General features: G+C 69.9%; 11 protein-coding genes. 4 read left to right on the top strand and 7 right to left on the bottom strand.

The genetic code is table 11. From position 1 onward, the window contains the following. Positions 1-5 precede the first annotated feature (5 nt). Positions 6-1,172: a CaiB/BaiF CoA transferase family protein gene (locus AC2YHT_RS20285; protein ID WP_487291704.1), complete on the top strand. Its 1,167-nt coding sequence runs from the start codon at positions 6-8 to the stop codon at positions 1,170-1,172. Here the strand turns inward: AC2YHT_RS20285 and AC2YHT_RS20280 are convergent. Beyond that, positions 1,169-2,044 (bottom strand): lytic transglycosylase domain-containing protein, encoded by an 876-nt coding sequence (locus AC2YHT_RS20280; protein ID WP_487291703.1) that lies wholly within the window; start codon positions 2,042-2,044, stop codon positions 1,169-1,171. The two genes, AC2YHT_RS20285 and AC2YHT_RS20280, sit on opposite strands and share 4 nt — an antisense overlap. Before the next feature lie 199 nt (positions 2,045-2,243). On the opposite strand from AC2YHT_RS20280, the gene AC2YHT_RS20275 reads away from it, so the two are divergent. Beyond that, the gene (locus AC2YHT_RS20275; RefSeq protein ID WP_487291702.1) at positions 2,244-2,969 is read left to right on the top strand and encodes an energy transducer TonB family protein; all 726 of its coding nucleotides are present in this window, start codon (positions 2,244-2,246) and stop codon (positions 2,967-2,969) included. Between the two features lie 63 nt (positions 2,970-3,032). On the opposite strand, the gene AC2YHT_RS20270 is transcribed toward AC2YHT_RS20275, so the two are convergent. Then, positions 3,033-4,196 carry an acyl-CoA dehydrogenase family protein gene (locus AC2YHT_RS20270; protein ID WP_487291701.1) on the bottom strand — a complete coding sequence of 388 codons (1,164 nt, stop codon included), beginning with the start codon at positions 4,194-4,196 and terminating at the stop codon, positions 3,033-3,035. A gap of 33 nt (positions 4,197-4,229) precedes the next feature. Continuing rightward, positions 4,230-5,243, bottom strand: a complete 1,014-nt coding sequence (locus AC2YHT_RS20265) for an NAD(P)/FAD-dependent oxidoreductase (protein WP_487291700.1) — start codon at positions 5,241-5,243, stop codon at positions 4,230-4,232. Positions 5,244-5,442: 199 nt separating this feature from the next. On the opposite strand from AC2YHT_RS20265, the gene AC2YHT_RS20260 reads away from it, so the two are divergent. Next, positions 5,443-5,850 (top strand): helix-turn-helix domain-containing protein, encoded by a 408-nt coding sequence (locus AC2YHT_RS20260; RefSeq protein ID WP_110122149.1) that lies wholly within the window; start codon positions 5,443-5,445, stop codon positions 5,848-5,850. Between the two features lie 83 nt (positions 5,851-5,933). Here AC2YHT_RS20260 and AC2YHT_RS20255 read toward each other — a convergent pair whose 3' ends face one another. The 4 genes from AC2YHT_RS20255 to AC2YHT_RS20240 all read right to left on the bottom strand — a co-directional run bounded on the left by AC2YHT_RS20255 (position 5,934) and on the right by AC2YHT_RS20240 (position 10,965). Beyond that, positions 5,934-7,250, bottom strand: a complete 1,317-nt coding sequence (locus AC2YHT_RS20255) for a carbohydrate porin (RefSeq protein WP_487291699.1) — start codon at positions 7,248-7,250, stop codon at positions 5,934-5,936. A 90-nt stretch (positions 7,251-7,340) separates the two neighbouring features. Then, a complete protein-coding gene (locus AC2YHT_RS20250) occupies positions 7,341-8,816 on the bottom strand; it encodes a NosD domain-containing protein (RefSeq protein WP_487291698.1) in 1,476 nt (491 codons plus the stop codon). A 23-nt stretch (positions 8,817-8,839) separates the two neighbouring features. Next, complete coding sequence (locus tag AC2YHT_RS20245) at positions 8,840-10,189, bottom strand: MFS transporter (protein WP_487291697.1); 1,350 nt, start codon at positions 10,187-10,189, stop codon at positions 8,840-8,842. A gap of 11 nt (positions 10,190-10,200) precedes the next feature. Next, the gene (locus tag AC2YHT_RS20240) at positions 10,201-10,965 is read right to left on the bottom strand and encodes an IclR family transcriptional regulator domain-containing protein (protein WP_487291696.1); all 765 of its coding nucleotides are present in this window, start codon (positions 10,963-10,965) and stop codon (positions 10,201-10,203) included. Positions 10,966-11,248: 283 nt separating this feature from the next. Here AC2YHT_RS20240 and AC2YHT_RS20235 point away from each other — a divergent pair, with 283 nt between their 5' ends. After that, complete coding sequence (locus AC2YHT_RS20235; RefSeq protein ID WP_487291695.1) at positions 11,249-14,419, top strand: PAS domain S-box protein; 3,171 nt, start codon at positions 11,249-11,251, stop codon at positions 14,417-14,419. Positions 14,420-14,424 lie beyond the last annotated feature (5 nt).

Raw genomic sequence — 14,424 nt, 5'->3', positions numbered from 1 at the left:
AGCGGATGCTGCGGGACCTCAAGGTCGTCGAGCTGGCCACCTACATCGCCGCCCCCGGCGCGGCCGGGATCATGGCCGACTGGGGCGCCGACGTGGTCAAGGTCGAGTCGCCCGAGGGCGACCCGATGCGGCGCTTCTTCGAGACCATCGGCGCCGACCAGGCCGCCAACCCGATCTTCGAACTCGACAACCGCGGCAAGCGCTCGGTCGTGCTCGACATCCGCAGCCCCGCCGGGGCGGAGGCCCTGAAACGCCTCGTCGCGACGGCCGACATCTTCCTGACCAACGTCCGCCCCGCCGCCCTGCGCCGGGCGGGCCTGGATCACGAGACCCTGCTGAGCGCCTTCCCGCGCCTGATCTACTGCAGCCTGACCGGCTACGGCCTCACCGGTCCCGATGCCGACAAGCCGGGCATGGACGTCGCCGCCTTCTGGTCCCGCGCCGGGGTCGGGGCCCTGACCGCGCCCAAGGGCGCCGAACCCTTCCCGATCCGCACCGGCATGGGCGACCACGTGACCTCGCTAGCCACGGTCTCGGCGATCCTGGCGGCCGTGCACGAGCGCCATCGGACCGGTGTCGGACGGCTGGTCGAGACCTCGCTGCTGCGCACCGGCGCCTATGCGATCGGCTCCGACCTCGCCATCCAGCTGCACTTCGGCAAACTGGCCTCGACCCGCCCGCGCCGCGAAGCCGTCCAGCCCCTGGCCAACTTCTTCCAGACCCGGGACGGCCGCTGGATCTGCCTGCTGGCCCGCCAGGGCGCGACCGACTGGCCGCGCATCGCCGCCGCCGTCGGCCGGCCCGAACTGGTCGACGACCCGCGCTTCTCCGGCGCCCGCGCCCGGCGCGAGAACACCGCCGCCCTGGTCGACATCCTCGACGAAGCCTTCGGATCGATGGACTACCAGACCGCCGCCGCCGCCCTCGACGAAGGCGACATCACCTGGGCGCCCTGGCAGACCCCGCGCGACCTGGTCGAGGACCCGCAGGCCCTGGCCGCCGGCTGCTTCGTCGAGACGACCGCCGGCGTCCGTTCGCCCGCCGCCCCGGCCCGCTTCCCGGGGATCGAAGAACACGCCCGCAGCCCCGCCCCGGCGCTCGGCGCGGATACGGCGGCGGTGCTGGCGGAGCTCGGCTATTCGGAGGAAGAGATCAGGGAGATGGGCGCTTAGCGCGCCTTGCCGCTCGAGCCGACGTTGGCGTCCGACAGCATGCGCAGCATCTCGGCCGAGAACAGGCTGTTGGCCACGCGGCTCGTGCTGCTGCCTTCGCTCTTGCCGGCCCCGAAGGCGCCGTCGAAGCCCTGCGAGCCGCGCAGCACCAGATCGACCACCGCCTGCTGCTGCTGGATGCGGTCCATCCGGCGGCCGGTGGCGTACTGCAGGAAGCCCTCGCCGTCGTCGGCCTGGCTCTCACGCGCGGCCGGCGCGGAGACCGCGCCGCCGCCGCCGGCGGTCTTGGTCAGGTTGGCGTAGACCTCGCTCACCGTGGCGGCGCGGCCCTCGCGGTAGAAGATCGAACGGTTGGCGGCCGCGGCCTCGGGGAACATCGAGGCGGCGCTGGCGCCGGGATTGTTGTTGGCGGCCTCGATCAGCCGCGCCGAGCCCTGCGGACCCAGGAAGTGGGCGGCGTACAGCTCGCCCGAGGTCGGCGACCGGCCGACCCGGCCGCGCAGGTAGGAGGCGTGGTCCGAAGCCAGCTCGCCGGCCATCAGCGAGGCGGCGTGCGGATCGAGCTTGAGGCCCAGCACGGCCTTACGGGCCTCGTCGCCGGCCACCCGGTACTTGCCGTCGGAACCTTGCTGGATCAGGTCGGCGTAGCGGGCGTAGCCGTACTTGGCGCCGTGCTTCTTCAGCGTGGCCAGCCAGGTCTGGTCGACGAACTGGAACAGGCCCGAGGCCGAGGAGGTGCGGGCCTTGGCGGCAGGGTTGTAGCCGCTTTCGCGCTTGGCCGTGCCCATCAGGAACGTGAAATCCACCCCCGTCGCGCTGGAAGCGCGCTGGATCGCCGATTCAACGACGTTGCGGATGGATTGGACGGCCATGCCCTGAATGTCTGAACGAGCATGGTTAACGCCGCCTTAACCACGTTTAACGACCCCGCCCCTGCGCGCTCCGGTCGCACCCGGAGCTTACGCCCGGCGACAAAATATCACGTTCGTAATTTTATCTGTTTACACGCGTCATTCCCCATGTGAGCGTCGGGGTGTCGAAGTTGATCGACGCCGCTCTTTGGAGGTCGCCATGATCGCCCAACCCGCCGACTTCAACCCGCGCATCGCCGGCCTGGACCGCGACGACAAGCGCAAGCTCTCCAAGGGCCTGGTCGCCGCCCTGGCGATCTCCGGCGCGGCGCACGTGGCCCTGTTCGCCTACATCGCGGTGCAGAAGTACGTGACCATGCCGACCGAGATCGTCGATCCGGGCGGCATCGAGATCCTGCCTCCCACGCCCAAGCCGCCTCCTCCGCCGCCTCCGGAAAAGCCGCTGCCGACGCCGAAGGCTTCGAACCCGATACCGCTGCACACGCCCGTGCCCACGCCGATCCCGACTCCCGAGCCCCTGATCGCGCCGATCCCGAAGGACGCCGGTCCGCCCACGACCGCCCAGCCGCCGACCTTCACCGACGATCCGCCGGCGCCTCCGGGACCGCCCGCGGCCCCGGCGCCGAAAACCATCACCCGGGCGACCTGGCTGAGGATGCCCAGCGCCGACGACATGTCGCGCTACTACCCCGAAAGCGCCCAGCGGCGCGGGGTGTCGGGCGGCGCGACGCTGAACTGCGCGGTCACCGTCAAGGGCACGGTGGAGAACTGCATGGTGGTCGACGAAAACCCGGCCAGCGAGGGCTTCGGCTCCGCGGCCCTGAAACTGGCGCGGTTCTTCAAGATGAAGCCGCAGCTCGAGAACGGCCAGGCGGTCGGCGGCGCGCAGGTGAGGATCCCCATCCGCTTCAACGCCGCTGACTGAGGGGGCGTCGGACGGGCGACCGCGTATCGGGTCGCCCGTCCGAGTTCATCAATAGCTCTTGGCCTAATAGCTCTTGGGAAGGCCCAGCACGCGCTCGGCGATGAAGTTCAGGATCATCTCGCGGCTGACCGGTGCGATACGGGCGATCATCGCCTCGCGGAAATAGCGCTCGACGTCGTACTCCTTGGCGTAGCCCATGCCGCCATGGGCCAGCACCGAGGCCTCGCAGGCCGTGAAGCCGGCCTCCGCACCCAGGTACTTGGCGGCGTTGGCCTCGGCCCCGCAATCCTTGCCGGCGTCGTAGAGCGCCGCGGCCTTGAAGGCCATCAGGTTGGCCGCCTCCAGCTCCGCCCACGACTTGGCCAGCGGGTGGGCCACGCCCTGGTTCTGGCCGATCGGCCGGCCGAACACCACGCGCTCCTTGGCGTAGGTCGAGGCTTTCGCCAGAGCCGCCCGGCCAAGGCCGATGGCCTCCACCGCGAACAGCACCCGCTCCGGATTGAGGCCGTGCAGCAGGTACTGGAAGCCCTTGCCCTCCTCGCCCACCAGGTCCTCCTGGGGCACGAACAGGTCCTCGATGAAGAGCATGTTACACTCGACCGCCTTGCGGCCCATCTTCGGGATCGGCTTGGCCTCGATGTGCTCGCGGTCGGTGTAGAACAGCGACAGCCCGCCGGTCGGCTTGGCGCACTGGTCCTTGGGGGTGGTGCGGGCGATGATCAGGATCTTGTTGGCGCGCTGGGCGCCGGTCGTCCAGATCTTGCGGCCGTTCAGGCGATAGCCGCCGTCGATCTTCTCGGCCCGGGTCTCCAGGCTCGAAGTGTCCAGGCCCGAATTGGGCTCAGTGACGGCGAAGCACATCTTGTCTTCGCCCGAGATCAGGCGCGGCAGCAGGCGCTCGCGCTGCTCGTCCGTGCCGAACTTCACCAGCGGCATCGGGCCAAAGATGTTGAGGTGGATGGCCGAAGCGCCGGAAAAGCCCGCGCCCGACTGGGCCACGGTCTGCATCATCACGGCCGCCTCGGTCAGGCCCAGGCCCGCACCGCCGACGCTCTCGGGCATGGCCACGCCCAGCCAGCCGCCTTCGGCGATGGCGGCCACGAATTCCTCGGGGAAGTTTCCGGTCTCGTCGGTCCGCCGCCAGTACTCGTCGTCGAAGGCGGCGCACACCTTGGCCACACCTTCGCGGATCGCTTCCTGTTCCTCGGTCAGCCAGAAACCGGCCATGTCGTCCCTTCCCTGCGCTCTGTCGTTCTTTTTCTAGCCTTCGAAACGCCGCGGGTCGAAGGCGGCCGCGTCCTCTCCGGGATCGGCGCCCGTCAGATACGCCGCGACCATGTCGGCCACAAGCGGAGCGAGCAGCCAGCCGTTGCGGCGCGCGCCAGCCGCCAGGATCACGCCCGCCGCCCGGCTTTCGCCGACCAGAGGAAGACCATCCGGCGTCGAGGCGCGCACACCGACCTCGATGCTGGCCGAGGCCCCGGCCAGCTCTGGACGCAGGCGCACCGCGGCGACGCGCAGCGGCTCGACCACCGCCGGGTCGGCCTCGCGGTCGTCGCGCCCGGCCTCCATCGTCGCCCCGATCGCGGGTCTCGGTCCCGGCGCGACATAGACGCCCTTGCCGCGCAGCACCGGACCTTCAGCCATCGGCGCGTCGAAGCGCAGGATCTGGCCCTTGATCGGAGTCAGGACCGAGAGTTCGGGCGCGAGCCCCTCGCCGCCCGCGCCGGTCGCCACGACCAGGGCCTCGAAGGCCAGGACCGCGCCGTCGGCCAGGGTCAGTCGCCCCTGCGCGAACGCGCTCACGGCGCGGGGATCGAAGACGGCGCCCGCTTCCGAAGCGGCGTCACGCAGGGTCGCCAGGGCCTGGCGCGCGTCCAGCCGCCAGTCTTCGTCGCTGAACAGGCCGTCCGGCGTACGCGAAAAGTCCGCGCCGGCCTCGACCAGGGCGGCCTCGATGTCGGCCAGAAAAGACGCTTCGCCCTTGATGGAGAGACCGCCGCGATCAAGCGCGATCCCCAGGTCTTCCGCGAAGGCCGTCCAGCGATCGCGGCCTCGCCGCAGCACGGGCATGTGCCCGCGCGACACCGGATCGAACACCGCCTCGGCCGCCGGCGCCAGCATGCCCGCGGCCACGCCGGAGGCGTTGTCGCCCGGCGCCGCGGGGTCGAACACCGTCACCTGGAAGCCGAGTCGGGAGAGAATCAGCGCCGTCGCCGACCCGAAGGCTCCGGCTCCGGCCACCGCCACGGGCGCGCCTGACTGCAAAATCATGGGCGGCAGACACCGCCCGGCGACCGAAAGGTCAAGTCAGAATGCTTTTACGTCGCCCAGACGACGTTTCAGGGACTGCTTTTGTGTCGAGTTAGCGACATGCGACGTCGTGGCGACGTGACGGAATACGATCAGCGGTCTATTCTGCCCATTAAACAACCGCACCACGTGCATCGCGGTCCGCCGAGGACGAGACAGAATGACCCAGAAGCCCGCCGTCGATCCCGCCCATCCCGTCGACATCTATGTGGGCGCCCGTATGCGGATTCGACGCAAGGTCCTCGGCTTGAGCCAGACTCAGCTCGCCGACGCTCTGGGCATCACTTTCCAGCAGATCCAGAAGTACGAGCGCGGCGCCAACCGCATCAGCGCCAGCAAGCTCTATGACGCCGCCCGCCTGCTGCAGTCGCCGGTGTCCTACTTTTTCGAAGGCCTGGACGAGACCGACAACGGCGAGGACGATGGCGTCGCCCAGCGCATGACCCAGTTCGTGGCCACGCCCGAGGGTCTGGAACTGGCCGACCTGTTCCCCCGCCTCGGCGACCGTCGCCTGCGCCGCCGCGTGGTCGACCTGGTCAAGGCCATGGTGGACGACGATCCGGCCTAACCCCCGGACCTCGTCCCTCCCTTCGAGCAACGCCTTCCTCGCCGCCGGCCAGGAAGGCGTTTCTGTTTTGAGCCGAGCGCTCCCTACAGCGCCGCCCGCAGCGTCAGCCCGCCCACCCAGGCGTCCGGGATCGAACCCGTCGCCCCCGGGCGGTGGATGAACTGCAGGTTCGGCCGCACCACCAGCCATCCCGTCGCCTGGGCCGCATAGAAGGCCTCGACCGAGCTCTCGCTGGTCTGCACCCCGCTCCAGTCTCCGGTCAGGGTCGCCCGCTCGCGCTGAGCGTCTTCCAGCCGCTCGTTGACCCGGACATAGGCGACGGCGACGCCGGCCTTGTCCTTGGGTCGGCTGGCGAACGGCGCGGTGCGCACCAGGCCCGCGCTGTAGAAATGGCTGTAGCGCGCCGTCGAGCGATCGAAAGCCAGGGCGTTGGCGAAGACGCTCAAGGCCGCCGGTCCCTTGCGCCAGACCATCTGCTCGCCCATCGCCCAGGCGCCCCAGCGGCTGTCCTCCAACGCCGGGCTCGTGCCGTTCAGCACGTAGGACCGGCCCAAGGCGTCACTGTAAACGTTCGAGCGCTCGGCCGTCTCGTAGTAGCCGCCCACGTGATAGAAGCCCGGCAGGCTGCCCGGCCCCTTGTCGGGCTTGCTCCAGCCGATCTCGACCGGCAGCAGCACACCGTTGGAGTCGATGGCCAGGTTCCAGCCCTTGTTCTCCTGCACGCGGTAGGCGTTGACCTCGTAGACCCCGGCCGTGACCGTCCAGTCCTTGGCCGGCCGCAACCGCGCCCGCGCCGCCCAGCGCGGGGCCGGATAGCCCGAGAAGCCGCTGTTGTAGAGCAGCGCCGGCGAGCGCGGACAGAAGGCGAAGTTCTGGAAATTGCAGTTCAGGGCCGACGAGCCGAAGTCGTCCCCCGTGTGCATCAGGCCGGCCTTCACGTTGAACTTGTCGCCGGCGAAGGCCTGCGCCCAGGTCAGCTCGGAGATGCGGAAGTCCATGCCCGCGCCGTAGAGTTCCTGCACCATGAACAGGTTGCCGACGCCCTCGGTCGAGAGGTTGCGGCCCGTACGCTCCTCGACGGCGATGTTGACTACCGCGCCATCGATCCCGGCCAGCTTGCTCATGTCGAGCACGGCGCGGGCGTTCAGTTCCTGGGTGTAGCCCCCGACGCCGCCGCCCTCCTTGCCACCCGACAGGGTCAGGGCGCTTTCGGAAGCGTAGCCGAGGCTGAGGGTCACGCCCTTGGCCTTGAGCCGCGAGCGCAGGCCGCCCCAGTCGCCGGTCAGGGTGGAGCGGACCTTCCAGTCCGGTTGGACGGGCTCGGCCGCTTGCGCTGCACCGGTCAAAGCCAGCACTGAGGGCGCCAGCATCGAGGCGGCCAGCATCAGGATCCGCGACATGGAACCTCCTTCGCGGTCCGGCAGGATCCGCGTCTCTAAAGTCGATGGGGGACCGGGCTCCGCCGTTGGGGGCACGCGGAGCCCGGTCGTTCAGCGCGCCAGGGGGGATGGCGCGCTGAAGCTGGACGTCGCGCCGCCGGCCGAGGTGGCCGTGGCGGTCAGGAACTGGGCGGACAGGTCTTTCGGCAACGGGATGGCGAAGCGCGCCTCCCCGTCGGTATTGGCGGCGACCACCTGGTCGGCGACGAAGGTCTCGCCCTGGTTGGCGTCGGCCGTGCGGTTGGCGAAGAGCTCGATCGTGACCACCTGACCGGGCGCGGCCTTGACCGTGCCCTCGGCGGCGCCCGCCTTGACGCCCTCGATGACCGGCGCGGCCTGGCCGCCGTTGGGGAGGCCCTGGCAGGGCTGCGCCTCGGGGCAGATCCGGGCCATCTTGCTGGTGTCGGTCGAGACGCCGTAGCCGCGCTTGCCCACGAAGCTTGCGTGCTCCAGGCCCGGCAGGCCCAGGACGATCCCGCCCTTGGCCAGCTTTGGATCGCAGCTGCCGCCGGCCGAACAGCGGCTGATCGGGGCGGCGTTGGCGAAGATGCGGTTGCGGCTGATGCGGTTGGCGGTCGCGCCGGCCTCGGACCGCACGGCCACGCCCACGGCGTTGCCATTGATGACGTTGCCGTCGACGATGTTGCCGTCGCCGGTCAGGCTGATCCCGAAGCCGTTGGCCCGAAAGACGTTGGCGCCGAGATAGTTGCGGCTGCCCCAGTTGATCTGCAGGCCGTCGGTGTAGTTCTGGAAGAGGTTGCGCACGACGGTGTTGTCGTTGCCGCGCAGGATCTCGATGCCCTGCGAGGGCTCCAGATTGTCCACACCAGCGTCGAACACGTTGTCGGCCACCAGGTTGAAGGCCGCGCCGCGCGTCAGCTCCAAGCCGTCCCCGTTCTCGTAGAAGACGTTGCGCAGCACCTTGTTGTTGATCGTCGTGGTGGCGGTCGAGCCGCCCTGCCCGTCGTCGCCGCTGAACATCACCCCGGCCCCGCCGATGTTCCGCACGAAGCGGTTGTCGTGGAAGACCGAGTTGCTGGTCCGCAGCACCAGCACGCCGATGCAGAAGTTGCGCACCTCCAGGCCCGTCAGTTCGACCTCGCGGGTGTCGATCAAGGCCAGGCCCGGCTTGGTGGTGGTGCGGATGTTGGTGCCGTACTCGGCCGGATTGGCCCCGGGGCAGTCCTTGAGGTCGCGCTTGACGTAGCCCGAGCCGTCGATGACAGCGTAGCGGCCGTCGGCCTTCCAGGCCGTACCCTCGATCTTCACCGGCCCCTTGATGGACGGCAGCGGCGAGTCGACGCGCAGCTCGATGGGTCCGGGACCGGTGGGCACGATCTCGATGCGGTAGCGACCGGGTGCGGCGTTGCTGGTCTCCAGCGCCCAGCGCAGCGAACCGGGCTGGCCGTCGTCGGCCGGGCGGTCGACCTTCAGCACTTCGCGCGTGTCGGGCGTGACCGCGGTCTGGGCCTGGGCGGCCGCCGGGAGAATGGCGGCGACGGCGGCGAGCAGGAGGAGCTTTCGCATGGCGTCTTCCTTGTGGTTTTGCGTCAGGCCGAAGCCAGGGCGCGCGGGGCGTGCCGGCGGATGAGCGCCAGGCTGACGAGGGTGAAGGTCATGGTCAGGGCGATGGCGCCGAAATAGGCCGCGCCTCCGGTCGAGACGACCGCCGCCCCGACGAAGGAGCTGACGATCGCGCCCAGCCGTCCGACGGCGGCGGTTGCCCCGACGCCGGTCGCCCGCACCGCGGCCGGATAGACCTGGGCGGCCAGGGCGTAGAGCGTGGTCTGCACGCCGTTGATGAAGGCGCCGGCGACGAACAGCCCGGCCATCAGGCGGGTCGCTCCGTGACCGGCGTCCAGCGGGGTCAAGGCCAGCAGGGCGCACGAGATCACCGCTCCGGCCGCCATGACCAGCATCGAGACCCGCGAGCCGTAGCGCAGGATCGCCCAGGCCCCGGCCACCGCGCCCAGCACGCCGCCGAGGTTGAAGGCCGCCAGGCCGTTGCTCGACACGGCCAAGTCGAAGCCCGACGCCGACAGCATCGACGGCGCCCAGCTGAACACGACATAGGTCGACAGGATGCAGAAGAAGAACGCGCCCCACAGGGCCACGGTGTCGAGACGGAAGGCCTGGTCGAACAGCTGGCCGAACGAGGCGCGCTTTACCTGGGTCTCGCCATGGTCGGTGAAGCCGGTGCCGTCGTGGGCGTGACCCATTCGCGCCATGACCTTGTCCAGCTCGCCGGCGCGGCTCGGACGGCCAGCGAGGTAGCGCGGCGATTCCGGCAGCCAGACCGCCAGCACGCCGGTCAGGATCAGCGGCGCGATCCCGCCCATGATGAACAGCGCCCGCCAGCCCAGGCTCGGCAGGGTGTGGGCGGCGATCAGGCCGCCGACAAGGCCGCCCAGCGGGATGCAGACGATGCCCAGGGTCACCGCCAGGCTGCGGCGGCGGGTCGGGCTGAACTCGGCGATCAGGGTGGTGGCGTTGGGCATGGCCGCGCCGAGGCCGAAGCCCGAGATCGTCCGCAGCACGCCCAGCCAGACGAGGTTCGGCGCGAAGGCCGAGGCCAGGGTGGAGACGCCGAACAGGGCCACCGCCGCGATCAGCGCCGTGCGCCGCCCGGCCCGGTCGCCGAGCATGCCGCCCAGGGCCGTGCCCAGGCTCATGCCCAGGAAGCCGATGGCGAAGATAGGAGCGAAGGCGGCGCGGCTGACGCCCCACTCCTTGACGATGGCCGGAATGGCGAAGCCCAGCACCTGGTTGTCGAAGCCGTCGAGGATCACCGCCAGGGCGGTCATGAACAAAACGAGCTTCTGGTAGCCGCCCCACGGGCCGTGATCGAGCAGCGGGCCGATCTCGACCGGCTTAGAAGCCAGTTGGGAGGATTGGGACATGGCGGCTTTCCTCAAACGATCGAGACGATCTTGCCGGCCGCTTCGCGCAGCACCGGCAGGACGGTGTCGATCAGTTGCTGGGGCGTGGTGCGGCTGGCGTGGGTGGAGACATTGATCGCCGCCGCCACCCGTCCGGTGCGGTCGCGCAGCGGCACGGCGATGGACAAAAGGCCGATCTCCAGCTCCTGGTCGGTCAGCGACCAGCCCTGCTGGGCGGTGCGCTTCAGGATCGCCCGCAGCTCCTCGGTGTCGGTGACGGTGTTGGGGGTCAGTTTCTCGAAGGTGCGGCCTTCGAGCATGCGGTCCAGCTCGGCCGGCGGCAGATGCGCCAGCAGCATGCGGCCCATCGAGGTGTGGAAGGCCGGCAGGCGGCTGCCCACCCGCAGGCCGACGGTCATGATCCGGCTGGCGGCCACCCGGGCGACATAGACGATCTCGTCGCCGTCCAGGACGCTGGCCGAGCACGACTCGCCGATGCGGCGGGTGACGTCGGTCAGCACGGTCTGGGCCGACTCCCACATGCCCAGGGTCGACAGATAGGCGAAGCCCAGATCTAGCACCCGGGGGGCCAGGCCGAAGGTCTTGCCGTCGCTGAAGGCGTAGCCCTCGTCCACCAGTGTCAGCAGGAAGCGGCGGGCGGCCGCGCGGGTCAGGCCCGTACGCTCGGCCACCTGGCTCAGCGTCATCCTGGGGTGATCGGCGTCAAAGGCCCGGATCACGTCGAGGCCGCGGGCGAACGCCTGCACGTAGTCCTTGCCTGGGGCCGAAGCCGTCACGTTTCTCACCCTTTTTGTCATCTTTGTCAGAAGTTTCGCCATTTGTGCGCAATGCGAACATTTGTGCGAAATTTCGATGTCAGGGATTGAAAGCGCAAAACGCGGCCGACCGCAAGCGCCGTGTCTTCCCCAACGGAAACTTCCAGATCCGTCAAAAAAGGCCGGTGCGGAGATCCCCTCTCCGGCTCTGCTTCAATCGGCCGCAGCGCAAAACGGCGTTCGTTCAGGAGATATGAAGCGCAGCGGAGGCAGGTTGCTCGCCTCCAGATAGCGACGCGTTCCGATGCTCGAACAAGACCGATTGGCGGCCCTGGCCTCCTACCGCATCCTCGACACGGCTCCCGAGCCGTCGTTCGACCAGTTGACCGCCTTCGCCGCGGAACTGTTCGGCGCGCCCATCGCCCTGATCTCGCTGGTCGACGAGCACCGGCAGTGGTTCAAGTCCCGCCACGGCCTGGGCGCTGAATCCACCCCGCGCGAACTGGCCTTCTGCGCCCACGCCCTGCGGCAGGAACCTCATTCGGTGATGGTGGTCGAGGACGCCACTCGCGACCCGCGTTTCGCCGCCAATCCCCTGGTCACCGGCGCGCCGGACATCCGCTTCTACGCCGGCGCGGTGCTCAGCGATCGCGACGGCGCCAATCTCGGCACGCTCTGCGTCATCGACACCGATCCCCGCCCGCGCCCCAGCGACGACGAGCTCGACCGCCTGCGCATCCTGGCCGACGCGGTCGTGGCCCGCATGGAGAAAAGCCGCGCCGAGCGCCAGGCCGCCGAGCAGCGCCGCATCCTGTCGATGACCGAGACCATCTCCGGCGTCGGCCACTGGCGCTGCGACCTGGTGAACCGCACCATCGGCTGGTCGGACGAGGTCTATCGGATCTATGGCCGCGACCGGGCCGAGTTCACGCCGACCTTCGACAACTGGCTGGAGATGTACCATCCCGACGACCGCGCCGCCGCCCAGGCCCGCGCCCATCAGGTGGTCGTCGACCGGACGGTGATCGAGCACGAGGTGCGCCTGCTGCGCGCCGACGGCGCCATCCGCCAGGGCCATTCGCGCGCGACCTGCGAACTCGACGAGAACGGCCGCGTGGTCGCCGTGTTCGGCGTGCTGCGAGACATCACCGAGGAACGCGTCCTGCGCCGCAAGCTGGAAGCCAGCGAAGCGCGCGCCCGCCGCGTCATCGCCGACGCCTACCAGGCCATCGTCGGCATGGACGAGCACGGCGTCGTCACCGACTGGAACCGCTTCGCCGAGACCACCTTCGGCTGGCGCGCCGAAGAGGCGATCGGCCGCCGCCTGGCCGACCTGATCATCCCCGAAGGCCTGCGCGAGTCCCACCAGCGAGGCCTGCAGCGCTTCCTCTCCACCGGCGAAGGCGTGGTCCTGGACCAGCGGATCGAGGTCCCGGCCGTGCGTCGCGACGGGCTGAGCTTCCCGATCGAACTGGCGATCAGCGCCGCCCGCAGCAACGACGGCTGGCAGTTCACCGCCCTGATGCACGACATCAGCGCCCGCAAGGCGCAGATGGAGGAGTTCGAGACCGCCTTCCACAGCGCCTCGGTCGGCATGGCCCTGGTCACGCTGGACGGCGGCTTCAACAAGATCAACGCCGCCTTCTGCGGCATCGTCGGCTACAGCGAAACCGAGATGCTGCGAACGGACTTCCAGACGATCACCTACCCGTCCGACCTCGACAAGGACCTGTCGCTGCTGGGCCGGCTGATCGACGGCGAGATCACCAGCTACGCCATGGACAAGCGCTACATCCACAAGGAAGGGCGCATCGTCTGGGTGCACCTTTCGGTGTCGCTGGTCCGGGCTCCGGACGGCTCGCCCCGGCACTTCATCGCCCAGGTCCAGGACCAGACGGCCCGGGTCGAGGCCCAGGAAGCCCTGGAGCGCCAGACCCTGGAACTGGCCGCCATGGCCACCCAGCTGGCCTCGGCCCGCGACGCCGCCGAAAGCGCCAACCACGCCAAGGCCGAGTTCCTGGCCAATATGAGCCATGAGCTGCGCACGCCGCTGAACGGGGTGATCGGCTTCTCGCGGCTGCTGGCCGAAAGCCCCAATCTCGGTCTCGAGGACCGTCGGCGCGCCGAACGGGTGCGCGGCGCCGGCGAGGCGCTGAACGCCCTGATCAACGACGTGCTCGACTTCTCCAAGCTCGAGGCCCGCGCCGTCACCCTGGAAAGCGATCCCTTCTCGCTGAAGGACATGATCGTCGAGACCACGGCCATGGTCGAGACCCAGGCGGGCGAGCACCAGGTCGACCTGCGCATCGTCGGCGACCTCGACGGCCGCTATGTCGGCGATCGCCATCGCCTGCGCCAGGTGCTGCTGAACCTGCTGTCCAACGCCGTGAAGTTCACCCGCCAGGGCACGGTGACCACCCGCGTCGAGCTCCTCGGCTGCGAAGGCGGCCGCGCCCGGCTGCGGATCAGCGTCGAGGACAACGGCGTCGGCATCGCGCCCGACAAGCTGGACCGCCTGTTCAAGCGCTTCTCCCAGACCGACAGCTCGGTGACCCGCACCTTCGGCGGCACGGGCCTGGGCCTGGCCATCTCGCGCGAGCTGGTCGAGCTGATGGGCGGGCGCATCTGGGTCGAGAGCGAGGTCGGCGAAGGCTCGACCTTCGCCTTCGAGATCGCCCTGCCCCTGGCCCATGGCGAAACCGCGACGCCGTCGGCCGAGGCCTCGGTCCGCGCCGTCTTCCCCGGCCGCCGCATCCTGCTGGTCGACGACGTCGAGCTGAACCGCGAGCTCTTCCGCGAACTGCTGGAGCGTCGCGGCTGCGCGGTCGAGACCGCCGCCGACGGCGCCGAGGCCCTGAAGGCGCTGGAAAACGCCGCCTTCGACCTGGTGCTGATGGACGTCCACATGCCGGTGATCGACGGCCTGACGGCGACGCGCGAGCTGCGCCGCCGCGGACTGACGACCGCCCCGGTGCTGGCCCTGACCGCCAGCGGCGCGCCCCAGCAGATCGCCGCATGCCTGGACGCCGGCATGGTCGGCCATCTGCTCAAGCCGCTGAGCGAACGCGACCTCGACCAGGCCCTGACCCATCATCTGTCCCAGCATCCGGGGGGCGCCGGTTTCGTCGCCGAGCGCTCGGCGCAGGACGCCGACGAGGCCGCCACCCGCAAGGCCCTGGCCGCCACCATGGGCGCGGCGCGCACCGCCCGCCTGGCCGGCATGCTGCGCCAGCAACTGGACGCCCGCTTCCTCGACGAGGCGCCCGAGGTGCTGCGCGAGGACGCCCACCGCCTAGCCGGTTCGGCCGGCATTCTCGGCTTCATGCAGCTCAGCCACATGGCCGCCGACCTGGAGACGGCCTGCGTCGAGGACCTGCCGCTGGACGAGCCGCTGGCGCGCCTGCGGGCCGGCGTCCGGCGGGCCCGGGCCGACCTCGACGCCTGGATCGAGGACCTGTCGCGGCAGGCCGCCTGACAACA

This window comes from Caulobacter sp. SRI_008, assembly GCF_057586355.1.
The sequence above is the reverse complement of the archived record's forward strand: the minus strand, read 5'-3'. Positions and strand labels throughout refer to the sequence as shown.

Excerpts from the sequence above, each read along its gene's own strand:
- AC2YHT_RS20270 (WP_487291701.1), bottom strand. The coding sequence starts at position 4,196 with ATGGCCGGTTTCTGGCTGACCGAGGAACAGGAAGCGATCCGCGAAGGT.
- AC2YHT_RS20280 (WP_487291703.1), bottom strand. The coding sequence starts at position 2,044 with ATGGCCGTCCAATCCATCCGCAACGTCGTTGAATCGGCGATCCAGCGC.
- AC2YHT_RS20250 (WP_487291698.1), bottom strand. The coding sequence starts at position 8,816 with ATGCGAAAGCTCCTCCTGCTCGCCGCCGTCGCCGCCATTCTCCCGGCG.
- AC2YHT_RS20260 (WP_110122149.1), top strand. The coding sequence starts at position 5,443 with ATGACCCAGAAGCCCGCCGTCGATCCCGCCCATCCCGTCGACATCTAT.
- AC2YHT_RS20255 (WP_487291699.1), bottom strand. The coding sequence starts at position 7,250 with ATGTCGCGGATCCTGATGCTGGCCGCCTCGATGCTGGCGCCCTCAGTG.
- AC2YHT_RS20235 (WP_487291695.1), top strand. The coding sequence starts at position 11,249 with ATGCTCGAACAAGACCGATTGGCGGCCCTGGCCTCCTACCGCATCCTC.
- AC2YHT_RS20275 (WP_487291702.1), top strand. The coding sequence starts at position 2,244 with ATGATCGCCCAACCCGCCGACTTCAACCCGCGCATCGCCGGCCTGGAC.
- AC2YHT_RS20265 (WP_487291700.1), bottom strand. The coding sequence starts at position 5,243 with ATGATTTTGCAGTCAGGCGCGCCCGTGGCGGTGGCCGGAGCCGGAGCC.
- AC2YHT_RS20245 (WP_487291697.1), bottom strand. The coding sequence starts at position 10,189 with ATGTCCCAATCCTCCCAACTGGCTTCTAAGCCGGTCGAGATCGGCCCG.
- AC2YHT_RS20285 (WP_487291704.1), top strand. The coding sequence starts at position 6 with ATGCTGCGGGACCTCAAGGTCGTCGAGCTGGCCACCTACATCGCCGCC.